The following is a 17197-nucleotide window of genomic DNA, read 5'->3' as shown; positions in this document are numbered from 1 at the left end:
CCGCACCCACCGGCGAGCGGGCGCCGATTCGTCGCGACGAATGCCGTCCCCTACACTGCATTCGGTAACGATTGTCGTTTTCGCGAAGGGTGCTACTCCATGAAGCGTGCATTGGTCGCCTCCGCAGGTCTGCTGACCGCCGCGGCCCTGGTCCTGTCGGGCTGTTCGGACGACGGCGGCGGCTCGTCGAGTGGCGGCAAACCGACCGTGGTCACCTCGACCAACGTGTGGGGTTCGGTGGCCTCCGCGGTGGCCGGGAACGACGCCGAGGTCACCGCGCTGTTCACCAACAGCGCCGACGACCCGCACGAGTTCGAGCCGTCGGCGTCGGACACCGCGAAGGTCGCCGACGCCTCGGTGATCCTCATGAACGGTGGCCACTACGACGAGTACATGGAGCAGGCCGCCAAGAACAGCTCCGGCACGGTGATCAACGCCTTCGACATCATGGAGGGCGGTCACGAGGAGTCCACCGAAGAGACCGGCACCGACGAGGGTCACTCGCACGAGGTCAACGAGCACGTCTTCTACAATCTGGCCGTCGTCGGAACGGTCGCGACCAAGCTCGGTGAGGCGTTGGCCGCCAAGGACTCCGCTCACGCCGAGACCTACCGCACCAATGCCCTGCGCTTCAACACCGAACTCGCCGCCGTCCGCAATCAGGTGAGCCAGATCAAGGCCGCCCACAACGGGACCAAGGTCGCCCAGACCGAACCGCTGGCCGGCTACCTGCTCACCGAGGCCGGACTCTCCGACGTCTCCCCCGCCGGCTTCACCGCAGCCGTCGAGGAGGGTCAGTCACCCTCGGCCGCCGACCGCGCCGCCCTGCAGGACCTGCTCACCTCCCGCACCGTGAAGGCCTTCATCTACAACACCCAGGCCGTCGACACGGTGACCGAGGCGTTGCTCACCGTCGCCCAAGGTGCGAAAGTACCGGTCGTGAAGTTCACCGAAACGCTGCCCGACGGTGTCAGCGATTACGTCGTCTGGCAGCGCGGTCAGGTCGAGGCCCTCGCGAATGCGTTGAACTCGTCCGGAGCCTGATGACCAGCCCGATCCCCGCCACCCCGAGCCCCGCAACGCCGATCCCGGTCGCCTCGTTTCGCCACGCGCGGCTCGCCTTCGGCGAGCGGGTGCTCTGGGACGACCTGAACCTGACGATCGAGGCCGGCGAGTTCGTCGCCGTCCTCGGTCCGAACGGTTCGGGCAAGACGTCGTTCCTGCGCACCCTGCTCGGCCAGTACCCGCTGAGCGCCGGTGACCTCGACGTCACCGACGCCGTCGGCTACATCCCGCAGCAGCACGCCGACGACGCCGACACCATGGCGCTGCGTGCCCGCGACCTGGTCGGATTCGGCGTCGACGGGGCGCGGTGGGGTATCGGTCTGCGCGGGCGAAGCGAACGCCGACGCATCGTCGACGCCGCACTCGCCGAGGTCGGTGCGACCGCCTACGCCGATGCCCCGGTCGGGCTGCTCTCCGGCGGTGAACAGCAACGATTGCGGGTGGCGCAGGCACTGACCACCGATCCGCAGCTGCTGCTCTGCGACGAGCCGCTGGCCAGCCTCGACCCGGCCAGCCAGGAACGCGTCGTCGAACTCATCGACCGTCGCCGGCGCACCGCGCACACCGCAGTGGTCCTGGTGACGCACGAGATCAATCCGGTGATGCCGTATGTGGACCGGGTGCTCTACCTCGTCGGCGGCCAGTTCCTCGCGGGGCCGCCGGAGAAGGTGATGACGACGGCGACACTCTCGGCGCTCTACGGCAGTCACGTCGAGGTGGTGCGCGTCAACGGCCGCCTCCTCGTCGTCGGCGGCGAAGAGGGCATCGCACACTGCCACGCCGACGAGGAGCATCCGGGCCTGTGAGTACCGTTCTGGCCGCCCGTACCGTCGTGGCCGCCGACGTCGAACTCCGCGACTTCTGGGACTTCGCCGAGACCGCGCGACTGCTGCACTACGACTTCGTCTGGCAGGCGCTCATCGCGCTGGCGCTGCTCGGCGCACTCTCCGGCGTCCTCGCCCCACTGATCGTGTCGCGGCAGATGTCATTCGCGGTGCACGGCGCCAGCGAACTGTCGGTCACCGGCGCCGCCGCGGCGTTGCTCGCCGGTGTCAGCATCAATCTCGGCGGGGTGATCGGCGCGGTCCTCGCCGCCGCCGTCTTCGGTTTCATGGGAAATCGTGCCCGCGAACGCGATTCGGTGATCGGCGTCGTAATGGCCTTCGGATTGGGATTGGGCGTGCTGTTCCTGGCACTCTACGGCCGCATCGGTGCCGGCTTCGCGCTGCTGACCGGGCAGGTCGTCAGTGTCGGCGTGCACGGGATGACCGCCATCGCGATCACCACCGCCGTGGTGCTGGTGGTCCTCACCGTCATCTACCGTCCGCTGTTGTTCGCCTCGCTGGACCCCCGGGTCGCGCAGGCACGCGGCGTGCCGATGCGTGTGCTGTCGGTGGTGTTCGCGATCCTCGTCGGCCTCGCCGCCGCGCAGGGCGTGCAGATCATCGGGGCGCTGCTGGTGATGTCGCTGATGATCACCCCCGGCGCCGCCGCCGCGCGCCTGAGCGCCAATCCGACGGTCGTGCTGGGCCTGTCGGTGCTATTTGCCGAGATCGCCGCCGTCGGCGGTCTGCTGCTCTCGTTGGCGCCGCAACTACCGGTCTCGGTGTTCGTCACCACGATCTCGTTCGTGATCTACCTCGTGTGCCGGGCGATCGGCTCCCGGCGGACACACGCCACCCGCACCTGACCCCACCACCGGCGCCGAGGTGTCACTCCTCCGGCCCGCCCGGGTTGCACATCGTGTTGATCATCTCCTGCTGCGACACCACCGGGCGGTCGGGTTCGATGTTCCAGCTCGGCTTGTCGGGCGCGACGATCCGCGCGTAGGTCCAGTGGCAGTCGAACTGGGCGCGCATCCCCGGGGTGTCGGCGTTGGGCGCCAGCGCGAGCACCTCGGCCCACGCGACGTCGGCGCCGTTGTCGGAGGTCGTCTTGCGACCCGAGGGCGTCGGATAGATCTGCAGGCTCGGCCCGACCTGCGTCTGCACCCACTGCACGTGATCGATGTACGGCGGCAGGTGCACCGGATCGGTCGTCGGGGACGCCGTCGGCTCGATCCACGACGACGGTGACGAAGCGGTGGGCGAGGAAGCATCCGGCGACGGGGACGATGGCGACAGGGACGTGCTCGGCTCCGAACCCGTCGCAGAGGACGACTCGTCGCCGCAGCCGGCCACGCCGACGAGCAGTACGGCGCAGGCAACGGCGCCGACGACGGAAGCGAGTATTCGGTGCCACGGTTGACGTCTCACCTCCGCGACAATAGTCACCGGAGTAGGCTGCGCGGTGTGCCGAACGGTCGCACTCGCGTACGAACCACGGTGATCAGCCTGGTGCTGGCCGTGGTCCTGTTCGGGCTCAACGCCTGCAGCTACCTCAACCCGGGTTCCGAATCCGGTGCCGAGACCACACATTTCGCCGGACGTGTCGACACCACCCCCACCGGTCTGCACCTCGACGGAACGCCGTGGTGGCCTTCCGGATTCAACGCCTATCAGCTCGGCACCAACTGGGCGGTGAACGCCGGGTGCGGGGCCGAGGTGGATCTGGACCGCTACTTCGGCGCACTGCCGCCGCGCGCCCTCACCCGCTTCAACCTGTATGCGATGTTCGCGGTCAACAAACACACCGGCGGACTGGATTTCGGCCCGCTCGATGCCGTGTTCGCAGCCGCCAAGCGGCACCACCAGATGGTGCTGCCGGTGTTGACCGGCTCGTCGGGCGATTGCGAGGACGGGGTGTTCAAGGACCGGTCCTGGTACACCGACGGATGGCGCACCACCCGCGCCGTCGGTGGGATGACCTACGCCGACTGGATGTCGATCGCGGTGAAGCGCTGGGCCGGCGAAACATCGCTCGCCGGTTGGGAACTCGTCGGTGAGCCGGAGACCAGCAGCTGCGGCGCAGGCGGTTGCGACCTGGCACACCGCACCTGCCAACCCGGCGCGGCGCAGGTTCTGCGCGACTTCTTCGATGCCGCCGGGGCCGCCTTGCGCGACATCGATCGGCGCCACCCCATGTTCGCCGGCTTCACCGGCGGCGACCAATGCGGCACCACCGGCACCGACATGGACATCGTCGCGCAGTCGCCGCATCTCGACGTACTCGACTACCACGACTATCGCAACGACGAGGGCATCCCACCCGCGGGCAGCGACCTAAGCGCGCGAATCGCGTTGGCGCACCGCCTCGGCAAGCCGATCGTCGTCAACGAACTCGGCATCAAGGCCGGTTCGTGCCTGTCGATCTCGACCCGCGCCGCCGAACTACGCACCCGCCTCGCCGACATCCGGCGAGAAGGTGTCGCCGGGGTGTTGCTGTGGGCATTCGTCCCCGATCCGCGCCCCGACGAGTGCACCTACGACATCGGCTACGACGACCCCGCGTGGCGGGTCGTCGACCAGGCGATCGTCTGAGTCGCCCCACGTCGCTCGATCGGTGTCCCTCAGCCCGACCGACTCCCGGTCACCCGGTACACCCGCCAGTCGGGCAGGTCGGCCCCCTGGTTGCGCACGTCGAGGACCCGCACGGCGATCTGCGCACCGTTCTCGTAGAGCGTCGGATAGCGTTGATTGAGGGCGTCGGACAGGCCTCGTCCGGACGCGGGTACCGCCAGCATGTATTGCACCCCTGCGGCTTTGGGGTCGTTGAGGACCTCGACGAAGTCGGAGTCGGACGGGATGACGAATTGTTTGGGCCGTCGCGACTGCACGACGACGGCGAATCCGTAGACGGTGTCGGTGAGCACGCTGCCGTCGGGCAGGTCGAGTGAGTCGAGGTAGCGGGCGAGGGTCCGTTCGGTGGAGAAGCTGCGCACGATCCGTCGTTCGTCGAGATGGCGCTGCGAAACCGAATCCGGGCGCGGCCACACCACCGACGACAGCGCGAACTCCTGCGGCGCGTACTTCGGCGAGGTCATCCCGAATGCCGTGGTGGGCAACGACACCAGCATCACCAGGACCGCGATGGTGCCGGAGAACACGTATCGCCGGATCGGTCCCCCGGTCCAGTGGGCCACCAGAGTGGTGCGCGGACCCTGCCGACGATACGGCGACTGGCGTCGTGCGGGCACGGCCAACAGCGAGACCAGTGCGGCGAGCAGGATCACCGTCATGTAGAACCGCAGGAAACCGAACGTCGAACCCCGTGCGTAGGTGTAGACCTGGAACGCGAGCACCGCGCCGATCATGGCCAGCGGCACCAACACCGCGTACAAACGGCGGTGCCGGGCTCGCACGACCAGGACGAGCACCGCCAGCAGCGGCAACAGGGGCGCGAGGATCGCCAACTCGGTCATCGAGAACCGCAGCGCCTCACCCGCACCGTTGGACCCACTGCCCCCGGATTGCTCGATGATGGCGGCGTTGCCGTATTCGGAGGAGAACTGTGCGAACGCATTTCCGGTGATGAGCCAACCGGTGAAGGCCCATGCGATGAATGCCACACCGGACGGCGCGGCCACCAGCACGGCGTCGAGAAAGGTACGACTGACCCGTTTGGTGCGATCGGCGCGGAAGAAACTGACCCAGGCGACCCCGATCGTGCTCGCCAGCGCCGCCGCACCACCGTCGTAGCGAGTGAGGTAGCTCAACGCCAATGCTATTCCGGCGACCGCCAATTCGTGGACGTCATCGGTGTCGACCCATCGCATGAGCCGCCGCGCCGCCCACGCGAGGCAGAACAGGTAGGGCGCCTCGCTCATGCCGTTGGCGCCGTAGAGCACGATCATCGGGTTCAGCGCGTAACACGCGGTCGCCAGCGTCGCCACCACCGGATCGAGGCCGCGGTCGCGGGCGACCCCGGACACCTGGATCACCGATCCGGCCATGAACGCCGAGGACATCATCACCGCCGAGACCGCGTCGGTGGTCATCTGCGGAATCCACGGGGTCAGTGCGGTGAGCGGGAGTTGCACGATCGCCGTCAGCGGCGTGAAGACGAATCCGATGGCCGCCAGATGCGGACTGCGACTGAACAACACCGACTGTGCGGACTGCACCCGCGAGAGTGCGTCGCCGAAGTACAGGTGCACATCGACCGCCAGGTACAGGCCCACCCCGCAGTAGAGCGCGAACATCGCCACGAACAGCACCAGCACCCGATTTCGGGTCATGCGCCACCACCCGAACCGGTCTCCTCGCCGCCGGAAGCCAACCCGTGCACCGTCTTCTCCCAGTACGACGGATTGAACAGGATCTGCCACATCCCCTTGATCGCGGCGATGCTCATCAGAATCCAGTACGCCGGGACCAGCAGTGCCGAACCCACCAGTTCGCTGCGGTCGTCCTCGCGGATGGCCATCAGGTTCATGTAGAGCGCCGAGCCGTTGCCGAAGACCAGCGAGAGCAACGACAGATAGTAGATCGGACCCCAGAACAGGTGCGCGACAACGGGTGGCTGGCCGGCGATCCACATGATCAGGATCAACCAGAAGACCATGTTCATGCACGCGATGAGCGGGGTGCCCGCGATGAGGAAAGTGAATCGGACCCACGCCACCGGACCGAGGATGTGCCACAACGTGATCGGGTGACGCATGTGCACCAGCCACGTCTGCATGTAACCCTTGTACCAGCGCGATCTCTGCCGAACCCAGTTGATCGCATCGACATTGGCCTCTTCGAGGGTCACCGAATCCAGCACGGCGGTGCGGTATCCGCTGTCGGCGATGCGCACGCCGAGGTCGGCGTCCTCGGTGACGTTGAACGGATCCCACGCGCCGATGTCGTCGAGCACGTCGCGCAGGAAGTGATTGGACGTGCCGCCCAACGGGATCGGGGCGCGGCTGACCATCATGCCGGGCAGCAGGAACCCGAACCAGATGCCGTAGTCGGCGGTGAACCAGCGGGTCAACAGGTTGTCGGTGGCGTTGTGAAAGCTGAGCTTGCCCTGCACGCAGACCACCGAGTCGTCGCCGATGTTTCGGAAAACCCAAACCGCCCTGCGTAATTGGAGCGGATCGGGTTTGTCCTCGGCATCGAAGATGGTGACGATGTCGCCGGTGGCGAAGTGCAGACCGTAGTTGCACGCCTTGGGTTTGGTGCGCGGCTGCGCCGGTGGGGTGAGCACCACCGTCACCACGCCGCCCTCGTCCTCCATCGCGCGCGCGGCCCGGATGGTCGGTTCGTCGTCCTCCTCGAGCAGCAGGAGCACCTGCAATTTGTCCTGCGGATACTCGATCGACTCGACCGCCTTGATGAGGTCGCCGACGACCTCGGGTTCGCCATAGGCGGGCACGAGCACGGTGTAGGGCGGCAGGTCGTCGTCGGACAGGGCGCGGGCCTGCTCGTCGGAGACGGCGATGGCCCCGTTGACCAGGCCGCGTCGGAAGATGACCAGCCGGTCGATCAGCGTGACCACGTAGGCGACGGTGGCGATGCCGATCAGCGTGGCCAGCGTCGGGATCGGGAAGAAGCCGACCAACACGACGATGACGAGCAGCAGGGCCAGGCCGCCGTACTTCTGTGGCCGGGAGAACGCGGTGGATGCCGAGGCGTCGGCGTCGGCGTCGCGGAGCCGTTCGACCGCGTCGTAGAGGGCCTGCTGCCGATAGTCCTCGTCGACGAGCAACTCGGCGACCGGACGCGTCGGCCGGGTGCAACGGCTCCGCGGATCGGCCTCGGTGCGATGCCGGGCCCGCACGGGCGCTCCGGTGTCCTCGGCACTCATGTCCCGGCCTCCCGTCCGGCCGCCTCGACCTGCGCGTCGACGATGCCGGCGGCCAAGCGCACCAACAGATCCCGGTCCTTGTAGGTGGGTGTGGTGTCGCGGATGGCCGCGTTCCCGCGGAACAGCACGGTGAACATGGTGTTGACGTTGCCGACCACGGTGTACGTCGGCGCCGGGAAGTAGGCGTCGGTCTCGTGGTTGTCGACCGACCACAGCACGACCTGCTGGGTGAGGTCACCGTTGTTCCACCACCACGACACGACGGTGTAGCTGAGGTAGCGGGTGTCGTCGATCACCGTCCACATCCAGGCGCGCACACCGTGCGGCATGGGCACCTCCACCGAGGGACCGAACCGGTCGCCGACCATGTCGTAGCGAAAGATGTAGGGGTAGGTCTGCAGCGACAGCGGCCGCCCGGTGTCCACGGAGTCGACGGCCACCCGCCGCGGCCGGGACTGCTTGTCGAACCGGGAACTGCCCTGCCGCTGCACGACCATCTGCCGGTACATCACCGATCCCGAGCTGTAGAAGCGCTCCGCCCAGTCGTACCGACTGACCGACTCCTGCCGCCAGTCGGCGGGCAGGGCCAGCGGCACACCCACCGACATGCCCGGAATGGTCGCGCTCGGCCAGCTCGACGCCGTCACCGGAACCGGGATGAAGGCGATGACAACGGTCGCCAGCAGCAACAACAGCCCGGGCCTGCGGACCCGGGCCAGCGTCGGCGGATGGACGTTGCGTCCCAGTGGCGACCAGCCCAGCCGATGCCGGTTGCGGTAGTCGAAGTACATCACCAGCGACGACATCAGCGCCGCGGCCACCGCAGGCACCACCACCAGCAGAATTCGCTGCAGGCCTTCGACATAGACGTGCATCACGATCAGGATCACCAGTCCGGTGACCAACGACAGTACGGCGCCGATGAAGGCCCGGCGACGGTTGCGTCCGACGGCGATGAGTGTCGCGATCGCGGCGACGACGACCATCACCGCGCCCGCGGCGACCGGGCCGCCGCCCGCGGTGAGGATCACCACCCGCATCGGTACCGGCCAGATCAGTAGCGCCAGCGCCCAGGTCCACCGGAACCGCATCACCGGTCGCAGACCGAACATCACGATCGCCCCGCCGAGCACGAACAACCACAACGCCAGCAGGTCCATGTGCGCGGTGATGTAGGCCTGCGAGTATCGGGGATTGACCATGAACTGCACCGACACCGACAACAGCAACACGATCGCCCCGACGATGGTGTCGGTCTGCCGGTCGTAGATCGGCGGTTCCGGGGTGGGACGCCAGGACTTGCCGATCGCCGCGATCAGCACCAGCGCCAGCAGCACCGGGACGTAGATGATGAGCGTGAGCGCACGCATCTCCGCCAGCACCGCGAGGATGGTGACCCGGAAGGCGATGGCGGTGAGCGCGGCCAGAACCAGCCAGCGCACCGCGAGCACCACCGACGGATGGTCGGCCGGGCGCAGCGACACACCCGGCCGGGCGGGCGCCGGCGGCGGGGTGGTCGGCTCGGTCACCGTCATGGTGGGACCATCACCGCTCGTCCGGGGCGCTGTCGGCGACACCGGCGGCGGACCGGCGGCGACGCAGCACCAGGATCACCGCGCCGGCCACCACGACCGCGGCGACGAGCACGCCGACGATGATGCCGATCGTCGCACCCGTACCGAGCCCCGACGACGCCGACGGACGCGGGGTCGACGCCGCGGCGTCGACGTAGACCGGGTCCTGATCACGCACCTTGATCAGCGCATCCCCGGAAATCGATGTCCACCGGTTGTCGTCGTCGAGCCAGCGCAGCAGGTCATCGAGATCGGAGCCGTCCCCGGTGGACGTCGCCACCAGGACGGTCCGGTCGCCGGACTGCGTCGCCTGCAACGATCCGTACCGCAGCGCCGGGGTCAGGGTGATCTGCGCCGACGACCCGCTCGCGGCATGCACCGTCACCGTGCCGCCCGACGAGCTGACCGGCAGGGTCAGATCGGGCAGGCCCCGACCATCGGCCGAGATCAGCACGGCCGGCTGCTGCGACGATGCGGCGTCGGCCATCGACACCACGTCGAGCCCCAGCGGGACGACCGACAGCCGCTGCAGACCGGCGGCGATCTCCACACCGCGGCTGACGTCGCCGACATCGCCCTTGGTCCAGGCCAGCTTGGCCCACGGCATCAACGATTCGGGGACCGATCCGAGTCCGGCCGGTTGCGGCGGATCGGCGACGTCGCTGGTGATCTCGCCGGCCGAACTCAACGACAGACTCGAGCGCGAGCCGTTCCCGCAGCCCTCGTTCACCCCGCCGCGCTCGAGCGTGACGGTGAGCTGGGTGAAGCGGGTGACCGCGTTGTCGGGCAGGTCGACCCAGCTGTTGAAGGTCCCCGAGGAGTCCGTCGGCAGTGTTGCGATGACCCGCCGGCCGATGCGCACCGAGATCACGGCGTTGTCACCACCGGCCGGTGCGTAGGAGCCGATCAGCTGGATCCGGATGTTCTTGGACGGACGGCCCAACCGGGTCTGATCGATCCCCACCGAGATCGACGGCCAGGTGTTGGAGACGACCTGTTGGTCACCGATGCCGAGATCGGCGAGGGTCTGCACGTCCGGCGCGAGCTGCGGGGCGTCGAAGAGGGGGCCGCCGACCGCCGACGAACTCGCGGCGATCGAGGCGAGATTGCTGGTCAGCATGCGCGCCTGGGCGACGAGCTGATCGGCGGGGCCCCCGACGACGAGATACGCCGAGCCCTGCGGGCCGCTGCGCAACGACAGCCCCGCCGGCGCCGACGAGTCGATGACGATCTGACGTTCGAGCGGCCCGGGAGCCGTGGGCGGTGTGAGATCCGAGCGGGGACGCGCGACGGTGGTCACCGGCACCGACGCGGTTCCGTAGTGCGCGACGACAGCCGCGGCGAGGTCCACGGCCGCTGCGCCCTCGGCCTGCTTCACGTCGTCGGGAATGACGAGGGTCAATTGCCGAAGAATCGGCGGCAGGAATTGCGCGACGGTCTGCGGAATGGATTCTCGCCCGGTGAACGACACCACCGCACCGGAGAGGGTGAATGCATTGTCGGGCTCGAATTGGCAGATTCCCTGAACGGTCAGATAGGCGCGCAACGTGATGTCTGCGGCGTCTGCGCTGACGGTGACACCGGCCAGTGGCAGGACGATCTGCGCGTTCGGTGCGTTCGGGATCGGGGTCCGCGAGATCAACCGCGACCCTTGCATGACGTCGACGGTGCCGCCGGTGACGAACGACGGCAACGACACCGTGCCACGCAGTTCGTCGGGATTCAGATTGTCGGGCACCGGAATCGACAGCGACACCTCCCCCTGTTGGCCGGGAAAGGTGATGGTCGGTGACGAGCCGATCTGCTCGAGGGACATCGGTGGCGGCGGGTCGCCCGGCACCGCGTGGACGAATGCCGCAGGCCCGGCGGCGAGCCCGAGGACGAGCAGGCACACAGTCACTGCGCGGACAATGGGGGTGACGCGCACACGAAAGATCATGGGTTCCTTCGACGGCCGGCATTTCTCGATGACGCGATCTCCCGAGAATTCTCGCGGTTTATCGAGTCTGGTGAAGTCACCGTATCGGTAAAGACCGCCGCATGTGCGCCTTCGGTCGGGCGACACACGGCGGGCGCGTGGCGCGCGGCTCGTCCGCGGGCGGACCGATGCCGTTTCGACTCTCAAACGTTCTCACCGCGCTACGGGGACTCTGGGAGCATGGGCGCCATGCCCACCGAGTTCCTCCTCCGACGCAGCGCGCCATGTCCCCGACATCCGCGATGACCCGTTCCGGGATCCGCGTCGGCGACCGCGTCGACGCCGGCTGCTACATCGACGTCGACGGCGCCCTGATCTGGCACTTCGTCGGCGGCGACCCGGCCGGGGCGCCGACGGTTCTGTTACACGGCGCCTTCGCGTCGGCGGCGACGTGGGGTGCGCAGATCGCCGGATTCACCGATGCCGGTCTGCATCTGTTCGTTCCCGAACGCAGCGGCCACGGCCACAGTCCGGACATCGCCGGGCCGTGGTCGATGGATGCGATGCTCGCCCAGATCGTCTCCTATCTCGAGACGGCGGTCGGGGTGCCGGCCAATCTGGTCGGCTGGAGCGACGGCGCGATGCTCGCGCTCCTCGTCGCGCGGGTGCGCCCCGATCTGGTGTCCCGGGTCGTACTCACCTGCAATTACATCAACTCCGCAGGACGCGACGCGCCCGAGTTCTTCTCCCGGATGACCGATCGGGATCCGGATCTGGTCGACTTCCTGCGCGGCACCTACAACGAGGAAAGCCCGGACGGCCCAGAGCATTTCGACACGGTGTACGCGAAAACCGAGGACTTCCTGATCAACGGACCGGACTACGCGGTCACCGAGTTCGCCGAAGTCGACGCACCCGTGCTGGTCGTCGCCGCCGACCGTGGCGTGGTGCACCTCGAACAGAGCCTGGAATTGTCGCGCACGTTGCCCCGCGGACGGCTCGCGATTCTCCCCGGCACGCACATCCTGCCGATCGAGTCACCGGAACTGTTCAATCCGCTGGTGCTGTCGTTCCTGATGTCGGACCCGCCGAGTCAGTGGACTCCGTAAATCACCGGACTCCGTGACCGCTGGACTCCGTGATCGCTGGATTCCGTGACCGCCGGGAGACCCGGCTGCTCAGACGTCGAGCGCGGCGACGTCGGACGGCGCCTCCGGTGAACCGCCGGACGCGACGAGGAGTTGACGCCCCCGATCCCACGCCTGCCGGCGCGACGCGTCCGGGTCGGACTCGACGTGGCTGGTGCGGTCGAGCACCATCACCGGCCGATGCGCCGCGTCGTAGGCGGGCCAATCCGGCCCGGGAGGCCGCCCGCGAGCGAAATCGCCCCACCGGGACTGCATCTCGTCGACCATCGCGCCCGCGGCGCGCCAGTCGGCCGTCGCCAGCCCGGCGAACACCGGCATCCGATATCCGCCGAACACCGCGAACAACTCGGTTGCGTGCGTGGCGCCGAGTCCGGCGCGCGCGAGGGCACGCGTATGGAAGTCGAAGCGGTACACATACGTCGGTGCCACCGCGCGATGAGCGTCGGCGAAGGCGGTGACCGGAGCCCAGAAGATGCTGTCGGCGGTCAGCCGCAACTGGTCGTCGGGGCCGCCGGCGTACTGGTTCATGATCTCGTCGCGCGCGGTCTCGTCCTGGATGGCCAGCAGGGTGCGTTGGGTGTCGGGCAGCAGATTCCAGAACTTGTCGAAGAGTTTGCCCTCGTCGCGGTTGGTGCCGATGATCAGCGGGACCGGCGCGGTGTTGCCGTCGCGGGCCGCGGCATACGGCGACTGCGGTAGGGACGGCACGCCGTAGGCCGGTCCGAACGGGGTCGGTTCGACACTGTCGGCGTGGCGGGCGAAGCCCATCAGCCGACCGCCGGCGCGGTGGAGTTCCTCAGGGGTGGCGGCGTCGAGGCGCCGGGCCGCCTCGTGCGGGTCGATCGGCTCGCGCGGGCTGGTGGCGTCGGTGCTGCGCCGGTTCGGATCGGCCAGCAGGCGCAGGAACTCGTCGGCGAACAACGCGGCGCTCTCGCGGGAGATCGCCAGGTCGGTGGCCGGGCTCTCGGCGATCGCCCGGTGGAACAGTCCGCGTGCGCCGGGCGCGGCGAGCAGGCACAACACCGAGGTCCCCCCGGCGGACTCGCCGAAGATGGTGACGTTGTCGGGATCGCCGCCGAAGGCCGCGATGTTGCGCTGCACCCATTGCAGGGCGGCGATGTGGTCCTTGAGACCGGGGTTCTCGTCGAAGTGCCGTTCCGGCGTCGAATAGCCGCTGAAATCGAGCATCCCGAACGGCCCGAACCGGTACTGGATGGTGACCACGACGACGTCCTGCGCACGTGCGAGGTGCGTGCCGTCGTAGAGCGGGGTCGCCGCGGTGCCCAGGATGTAGGCGCCGCCGTGGATGAACACCATCACCGGTCGGGGCGCGCTCGCCACGGTGTCGGGGGCGACGACGTTGAGGGTCAGGCAGTCCTCGCTCACCGGCTGGAATCGTCCGAGGCCGGTCGCGGTGAGCAGTTTGTCCTGCACCGCGGCGTCGCCGAAGTTCTCGCAGCGCCGCACGCCGGGCCACGGGGCCACCGGTTGCGGGGCGTCACAACGTCCACCGCCGACCGGCGGCGCCGCATACGGAATGCCCCGCCAGGCGACGGTGCCGCGCCGTGAACGCCGGCCGCGGACCCCGGACACGATCCCCTCCGCGGTCGAGACCCTGGTGTCGGCCACTGCGGTGTTCGGAACTCCCATGCTGTCGAATCTACAATGCGGCAGTGACGTCGAACACTGTGCGTGTGGCCGCCGGGCAGGAGGTCGGGCGGTCGGTCGACCTCAACGCCGACCTCGGTGAGGGCGTCGGCGACGACGAGGCGATGCTGGCGATCGTCACCAGCGCCAACGTCGCCTGCGGCTTCCACGCCGGCACTCCCGCCGAACTGCGTGCGACGTGCCGCGGGGCCGCGGTGTCCGGGGTACGCGTCGGCGCGCAGGTCTCCTACCCCGACCGCTCCGGATTCGGCCGGCGGTTCATGGACATCGCCCCGGCCGAACTCACCGCCGACATCCTCTACCAGATCGGCGCCCTGCAGGGCCTCGCGAGATCTGTCGGCGTCGAGGTCACCTACGTCAAACCGCATGGCGCGCTGTACAACTCGATCGTGCACCACACCCGGCAGGCCGACGCCGTCATCGACGCGCTGCGCGAGCTCGGCGCCACCCTGCCGTTGATGGGGCTTGCGGGATCACCGGTGCTGCACCGTGCCCGCGACGCCGGACTCCCCGTCATCGCCGAGGCGTTCGCCGACCGCGCCTACACCCCCGACGCCACCCTGGTGCCGCGCACCGAGCCGGGCGCCGTGCTCACCGACAGCCGCGAGATCGCGCAGCGCGTCGTACGGCTCGTGTCCGAGGGCACCGTGGTGGCCGTCGACGGTTCGGTGCTGCGCGTCGACGCCGAGTCGATCTGCCTGCACGGCGACACCCCCGGCGCCGTCGGACACGCCCGCGAGGTGCGGGAAGCGTTGCGGCTGGCCGGGATTCGGGTCAGCGCCGGGTCATAGCGCGTTACGCCAGCCGCCGCTGCCGTGCGAACTCGGCGAGCACGACTCCCGCGGCCACCGACGCGTTGAGACTCTCGACGTCGCCGGCCATCGGGATCGACAGGATCGAGTCGCAGGTCTCGCGGACCAGTCGCGACAGGCCCTTGCCCTCGGAACCGACGACGATGACGGTGGGTCCGGTGCCGTCGTAGGCGTCAAGCGTCACGTCCCCCTCCGCGTCGAGACCGACGAGTTGCGCACCCGTCTCCGCCCAATCCTTGAGCGTGCGAGTCAGATTCGGGGCCTGTGCGACGGGCAACCGGGCCGCCGCACCCGCCGACGTGCGCCACGCCACCGCGGTCACCGACGCGCTGCGTCGCTGCGGGATGAGCACCCCGTGCCCGCCGAAGGCGGCGACGGAGCGGATGACCGCCCCCAGGTTTCGGGGGTCGGTGATGTTGTCGAGCGCCACCAGCAGCGGCGGGGTGCCGCTGTCGAGGGCATCGCGCATCAGATCGTCGGGGTGGACGTAACTGTACTCCGGGACCTGCAGGGCGATGCCCTGGTGCATACCGTTGGCCGACAACCGATCCAGCTCACCCTTGCCCACCTCGAGGATCGAGATGGCGCGGTCGGCGGCAAGCTTGACCGCCTCGGCGACCCGGTCGTCGGGATCACTGCCGGTGACGACGTACAAAGCGGTCGCCGGCACGTCGGCACGCAGGCACTCGACGACGGGGTTGCGACCCAGGACGTACTCGGGCCCGTCGTCCTTGCGCGACCTCGGCCGTCCCGCAGTGGTTTTCGCGGCGGCCTTGGCGCGCTTGTGCGCCGGATGGTACGGACGGTCGACGGCCTTCGGGGTGGCCCCACGCCCTTCGAGTCCGCGGCGTCGCTGACCGCCGGAGCCGACGGTCTGCCCCTTCTTGCTGCCGTCCTTGCGCACGGCGCCTTTGCGTTTCGAGTTGCCCGCCATCTACTCCCGGCCTTTCAAGCTCCATTGTGCCCCGTCGGGGGTGTCGGTCACCTCGATACCGGCCTGCGCCAGTCGGTCTCGTACCGCGTCGGCGGTGGCCCAGTCCTTGTCGGCGCGCGCCTGCGACCGCCGGGCCAGTTCGGCCTGCACGAGCACGTCGAGTGCCGACGTGGCCGCCGAGTCGTCGGCGGCGTCGGAATGCCAGTGCGGGTCCAGCGGATCGACGCCGAGAATGCCCGTCATGGCCCGCACCGCCGATGCCGCGGACAAGGCCCCGGGCCCGTCGCCGCTCTCGAGGGCGGTGTTGCCGTGACGCACGGTGTTGTGCACGACGGCCAGCGCCGCGGGCACACCCAGGTCGTCGTCGAGGGCGGCCGCGAACTCGGCGGGTACCTCACCCACGCCGACCTCCGACACGCGCGAATGCACGCGCTCGACAAAGGATTCGACGCGTCGATAGCCTGCGGCCGCCTCGGTCAGGGCGCCGTCGGAGTACTCCAGCATCGAGCGGTAGTGGGCACTGCCGAGGTAGTAGCGCAATTCCACCGGCCGCATGCGCGCGAGCATCGCCGGGATCGACACCACATTGCCCAGCGACTTGCTCATCTTCTCCCCGCCCATGGTCACCCAGCCGTTGTGCAGCCAGAACCGGGCGAACGGGTCGCCGGCGCCGTGCGCCTGGGCGATCTCGTTCTCATGGTGGGGGAAGATGAGATCCATTCCGCCGCAGTGGATGTCGAATTCTGCACCGAGCAGCGAGGTGGCCATTGCCGAGCACTCGAGGTGCCAGCCCGGACGTCCCGCTCCCCACGGGGTGGGCCACGACGGCTCGTCGGGTTTGGCCGCCTTCCAGAGTGTGAAATCGCGCGGGTCGCGTTTGCCGGTGCCCGCGCTCTCGCCCTGATGGACGTCGTCGAGTTTGTGACCCGAGAGCGCACCGTACTCGGGCAGGCTGCGCACGTCGAAATAGACGTTGCCGTCGGCGGCGTAGGCGTGGCCGCGTTCGATGAGACGCTCCATGTAGGTGACCATCTGCGTGACGAATCCGGTGGCCCGCGGCTCCCCCGACGGCGGCAGCACGCCGAGCGCGTCATAGGCCGCGGAGAACTCCCGCTCGTGGGTGGCCGCCCACTCCCACCACGGGCGTCCGGCCTCGGCGGCCTTGCGCAGGATCTTGTCGTCGACATCGGTCACGTTGCGGACGAACAGCACGTCGTCGCCGCGGTGCAGCAACCAGCGGCGCAGGATGTCGAAGGCGATGCCGCTGCGGACGTGACCGATGTGCGGAACTCCCTGGACCGTGGCGCCGCACAGGTAGATCGACACATGCCCGGTGTGCAGGGGCACGAAGTCGCGTACCTCCCGGGTGGCGGTGTCATACAGGCGCAGGGTCACGACGTGCGATT

Annotated in this window: 14 protein-coding genes; 6 read left to right on the top strand and 8 right to left on the bottom strand. The window is 68.7% G+C overall.

What is annotated here, in order from left to right:
• The first annotated feature begins 99 nt into the window (after window positions 1–99).
• Genes AC5ZH6_RS05190 through AC5ZH6_RS05180 form a run of 3 tightly spaced genes read left to right on the top strand, consistent with a single transcriptional unit; the run spans window position 100 to window position 2755 of the window.
• Window positions 100–1044 (top strand): metal ABC transporter solute-binding protein, Zn/Mn family, encoded by a 945-nt coding sequence (locus AC5ZH6_RS05190; protein ID WP_014358993.1) that lies wholly within the window; start codon window positions 100–102, stop codon window positions 1042–1044.
• Complete coding sequence (locus AC5ZH6_RS05185; protein ID WP_496168558.1) at window positions 1044–1871, top strand: metal ABC transporter ATP-binding protein; 828 nt, start codon at window positions 1044–1046, stop codon at window positions 1869–1871. Before AC5ZH6_RS05190 ends, AC5ZH6_RS05185 begins: the two co-directional genes overlap by 1 nt.
• Entirely contained in the window at window positions 1868–2755 is an 888-nt protein-coding gene (locus AC5ZH6_RS05180; RefSeq protein WP_094601913.1) for a metal ABC transporter permease, read from the top strand. Before AC5ZH6_RS05185 ends, AC5ZH6_RS05180 begins: the two co-directional genes overlap by 4 nt.
• Window positions 2756–2777: 22 nt before the next feature.
• Here AC5ZH6_RS05180 and AC5ZH6_RS05175 read toward each other — a convergent pair whose 3' ends face one another.
• Window positions 2778–3320: a DUF2599 domain-containing protein gene (locus tag AC5ZH6_RS05175; RefSeq protein ID WP_014358990.1), complete on the bottom strand. Its 543-nt coding sequence runs from the start codon at window positions 3318–3320 to the stop codon at window positions 2778–2780.
• Between the two features lie 36 nt (window positions 3321–3356).
• On the opposite strand from AC5ZH6_RS05175, the gene AC5ZH6_RS05170 reads away from it, so the two are divergent.
• The gene (locus AC5ZH6_RS05170; RefSeq protein WP_253193870.1) at window positions 3357–4484 is read left to right on the top strand and encodes a beta-mannosidase; all 1128 of its coding nucleotides are present in this window, start codon (window positions 3357–3359) and stop codon (window positions 4482–4484) included.
• A 29-nt stretch (window positions 4485–4513) separates the two neighbouring features.
• On the opposite strand, the gene AC5ZH6_RS05165 is transcribed toward AC5ZH6_RS05170, so the two are convergent.
• Genes AC5ZH6_RS05165 through AC5ZH6_RS05150 form a run of 4 tightly spaced genes read right to left on the bottom strand, consistent with a single transcriptional unit; the run spans window position 4514 to window position 11250 of the window.
• Entirely contained in the window at window positions 4514–6181 is a 1668-nt protein-coding gene (locus AC5ZH6_RS05165) for a glycosyltransferase family 39 protein (protein ID WP_496168556.1), read from the bottom strand.
• Window positions 6178–7737, bottom strand: a complete 1560-nt coding sequence (locus tag AC5ZH6_RS05160) for a glycosyltransferase (protein WP_496168555.1) — start codon at window positions 7735–7737, stop codon at window positions 6178–6180. The genes AC5ZH6_RS05165 and AC5ZH6_RS05160 overlap by 4 nt, the downstream gene beginning before the upstream one ends.
• Window positions 7734–9272, bottom strand: coding sequence for a hypothetical protein (locus AC5ZH6_RS05155; RefSeq protein WP_014358987.1), 1539 nt, complete (start codon window positions 9270–9272; stop codon window positions 7734–7736). Before AC5ZH6_RS05155 ends, AC5ZH6_RS05160 begins: the two co-directional genes overlap by 4 nt.
• 10 nt (window positions 9273–9282) lie before the next feature.
• Window positions 9283–11250, bottom strand: a complete 1968-nt coding sequence (locus tag AC5ZH6_RS05150; RefSeq protein ID WP_496168553.1) for a hypothetical protein — start codon at window positions 11248–11250, stop codon at window positions 9283–9285.
• A gap of 281 nt (window positions 11251–11531) precedes the next feature.
• Here AC5ZH6_RS05150 and AC5ZH6_RS05145 point away from each other — a divergent pair, with 281 nt between their 5' ends.
• On the top strand, window positions 11532–12338 hold the full coding sequence (locus AC5ZH6_RS05145) for an alpha/beta fold hydrolase (RefSeq protein ID WP_014358985.1): 807 nt from the start codon (window positions 11532–11534) through the stop codon (window positions 12336–12338).
• Window positions 12339–12407: 69 nt separating this feature from the next.
• Here the strand turns inward: AC5ZH6_RS05145 and AC5ZH6_RS05140 are convergent, their stop codons facing one another.
• Window positions 12408–14027 carry a carboxylesterase/lipase family protein gene (locus AC5ZH6_RS05140; protein ID WP_496168552.1) on the bottom strand — a complete coding sequence of 540 codons (1620 nt, stop codon included), beginning with the start codon at window positions 14025–14027 and terminating at the stop codon, window positions 12408–12410.
• A gap of 23 nt (window positions 14028–14050) precedes the next feature.
• Here AC5ZH6_RS05140 and AC5ZH6_RS05135 point away from each other — a divergent pair, with 23 nt between their 5' ends.
• Entirely contained in the window at window positions 14051–14836 is a 786-nt protein-coding gene (locus tag AC5ZH6_RS05135; protein WP_014358983.1) for a LamB/YcsF family protein, read from the top strand.
• A gap of 4 nt (window positions 14837–14840) precedes the next feature.
• On the opposite strand, the gene rlmB is transcribed toward AC5ZH6_RS05135, so the two are convergent.
• Both rlmB and cysS read right to left on the bottom strand, forming a co-directional pair.
• Window positions 14841–15791, bottom strand: a complete 951-nt coding sequence (gene rlmB, locus AC5ZH6_RS05130) for a 23S rRNA (guanosine(2251)-2'-O)-methyltransferase RlmB (RefSeq protein ID WP_020172298.1) — start codon at window positions 15789–15791, stop codon at window positions 14841–14843.
• Window positions 15792–17186, bottom strand: a complete 1395-nt coding sequence (cysS, locus tag AC5ZH6_RS05125) for a cysteine--tRNA ligase (RefSeq protein WP_265077477.1) — start codon at window positions 17184–17186, stop codon at window positions 15792–15794.
• Window positions 17187–17197: the final 11 nt, after the last annotated feature.

Source organism: Gordonia sp. YC-XJ4 (assembly GCF_059511865.1).
The sequence above is the reverse complement of the archived record's forward strand: the minus strand, read 5'-3'. Positions and strand labels throughout refer to the sequence as shown.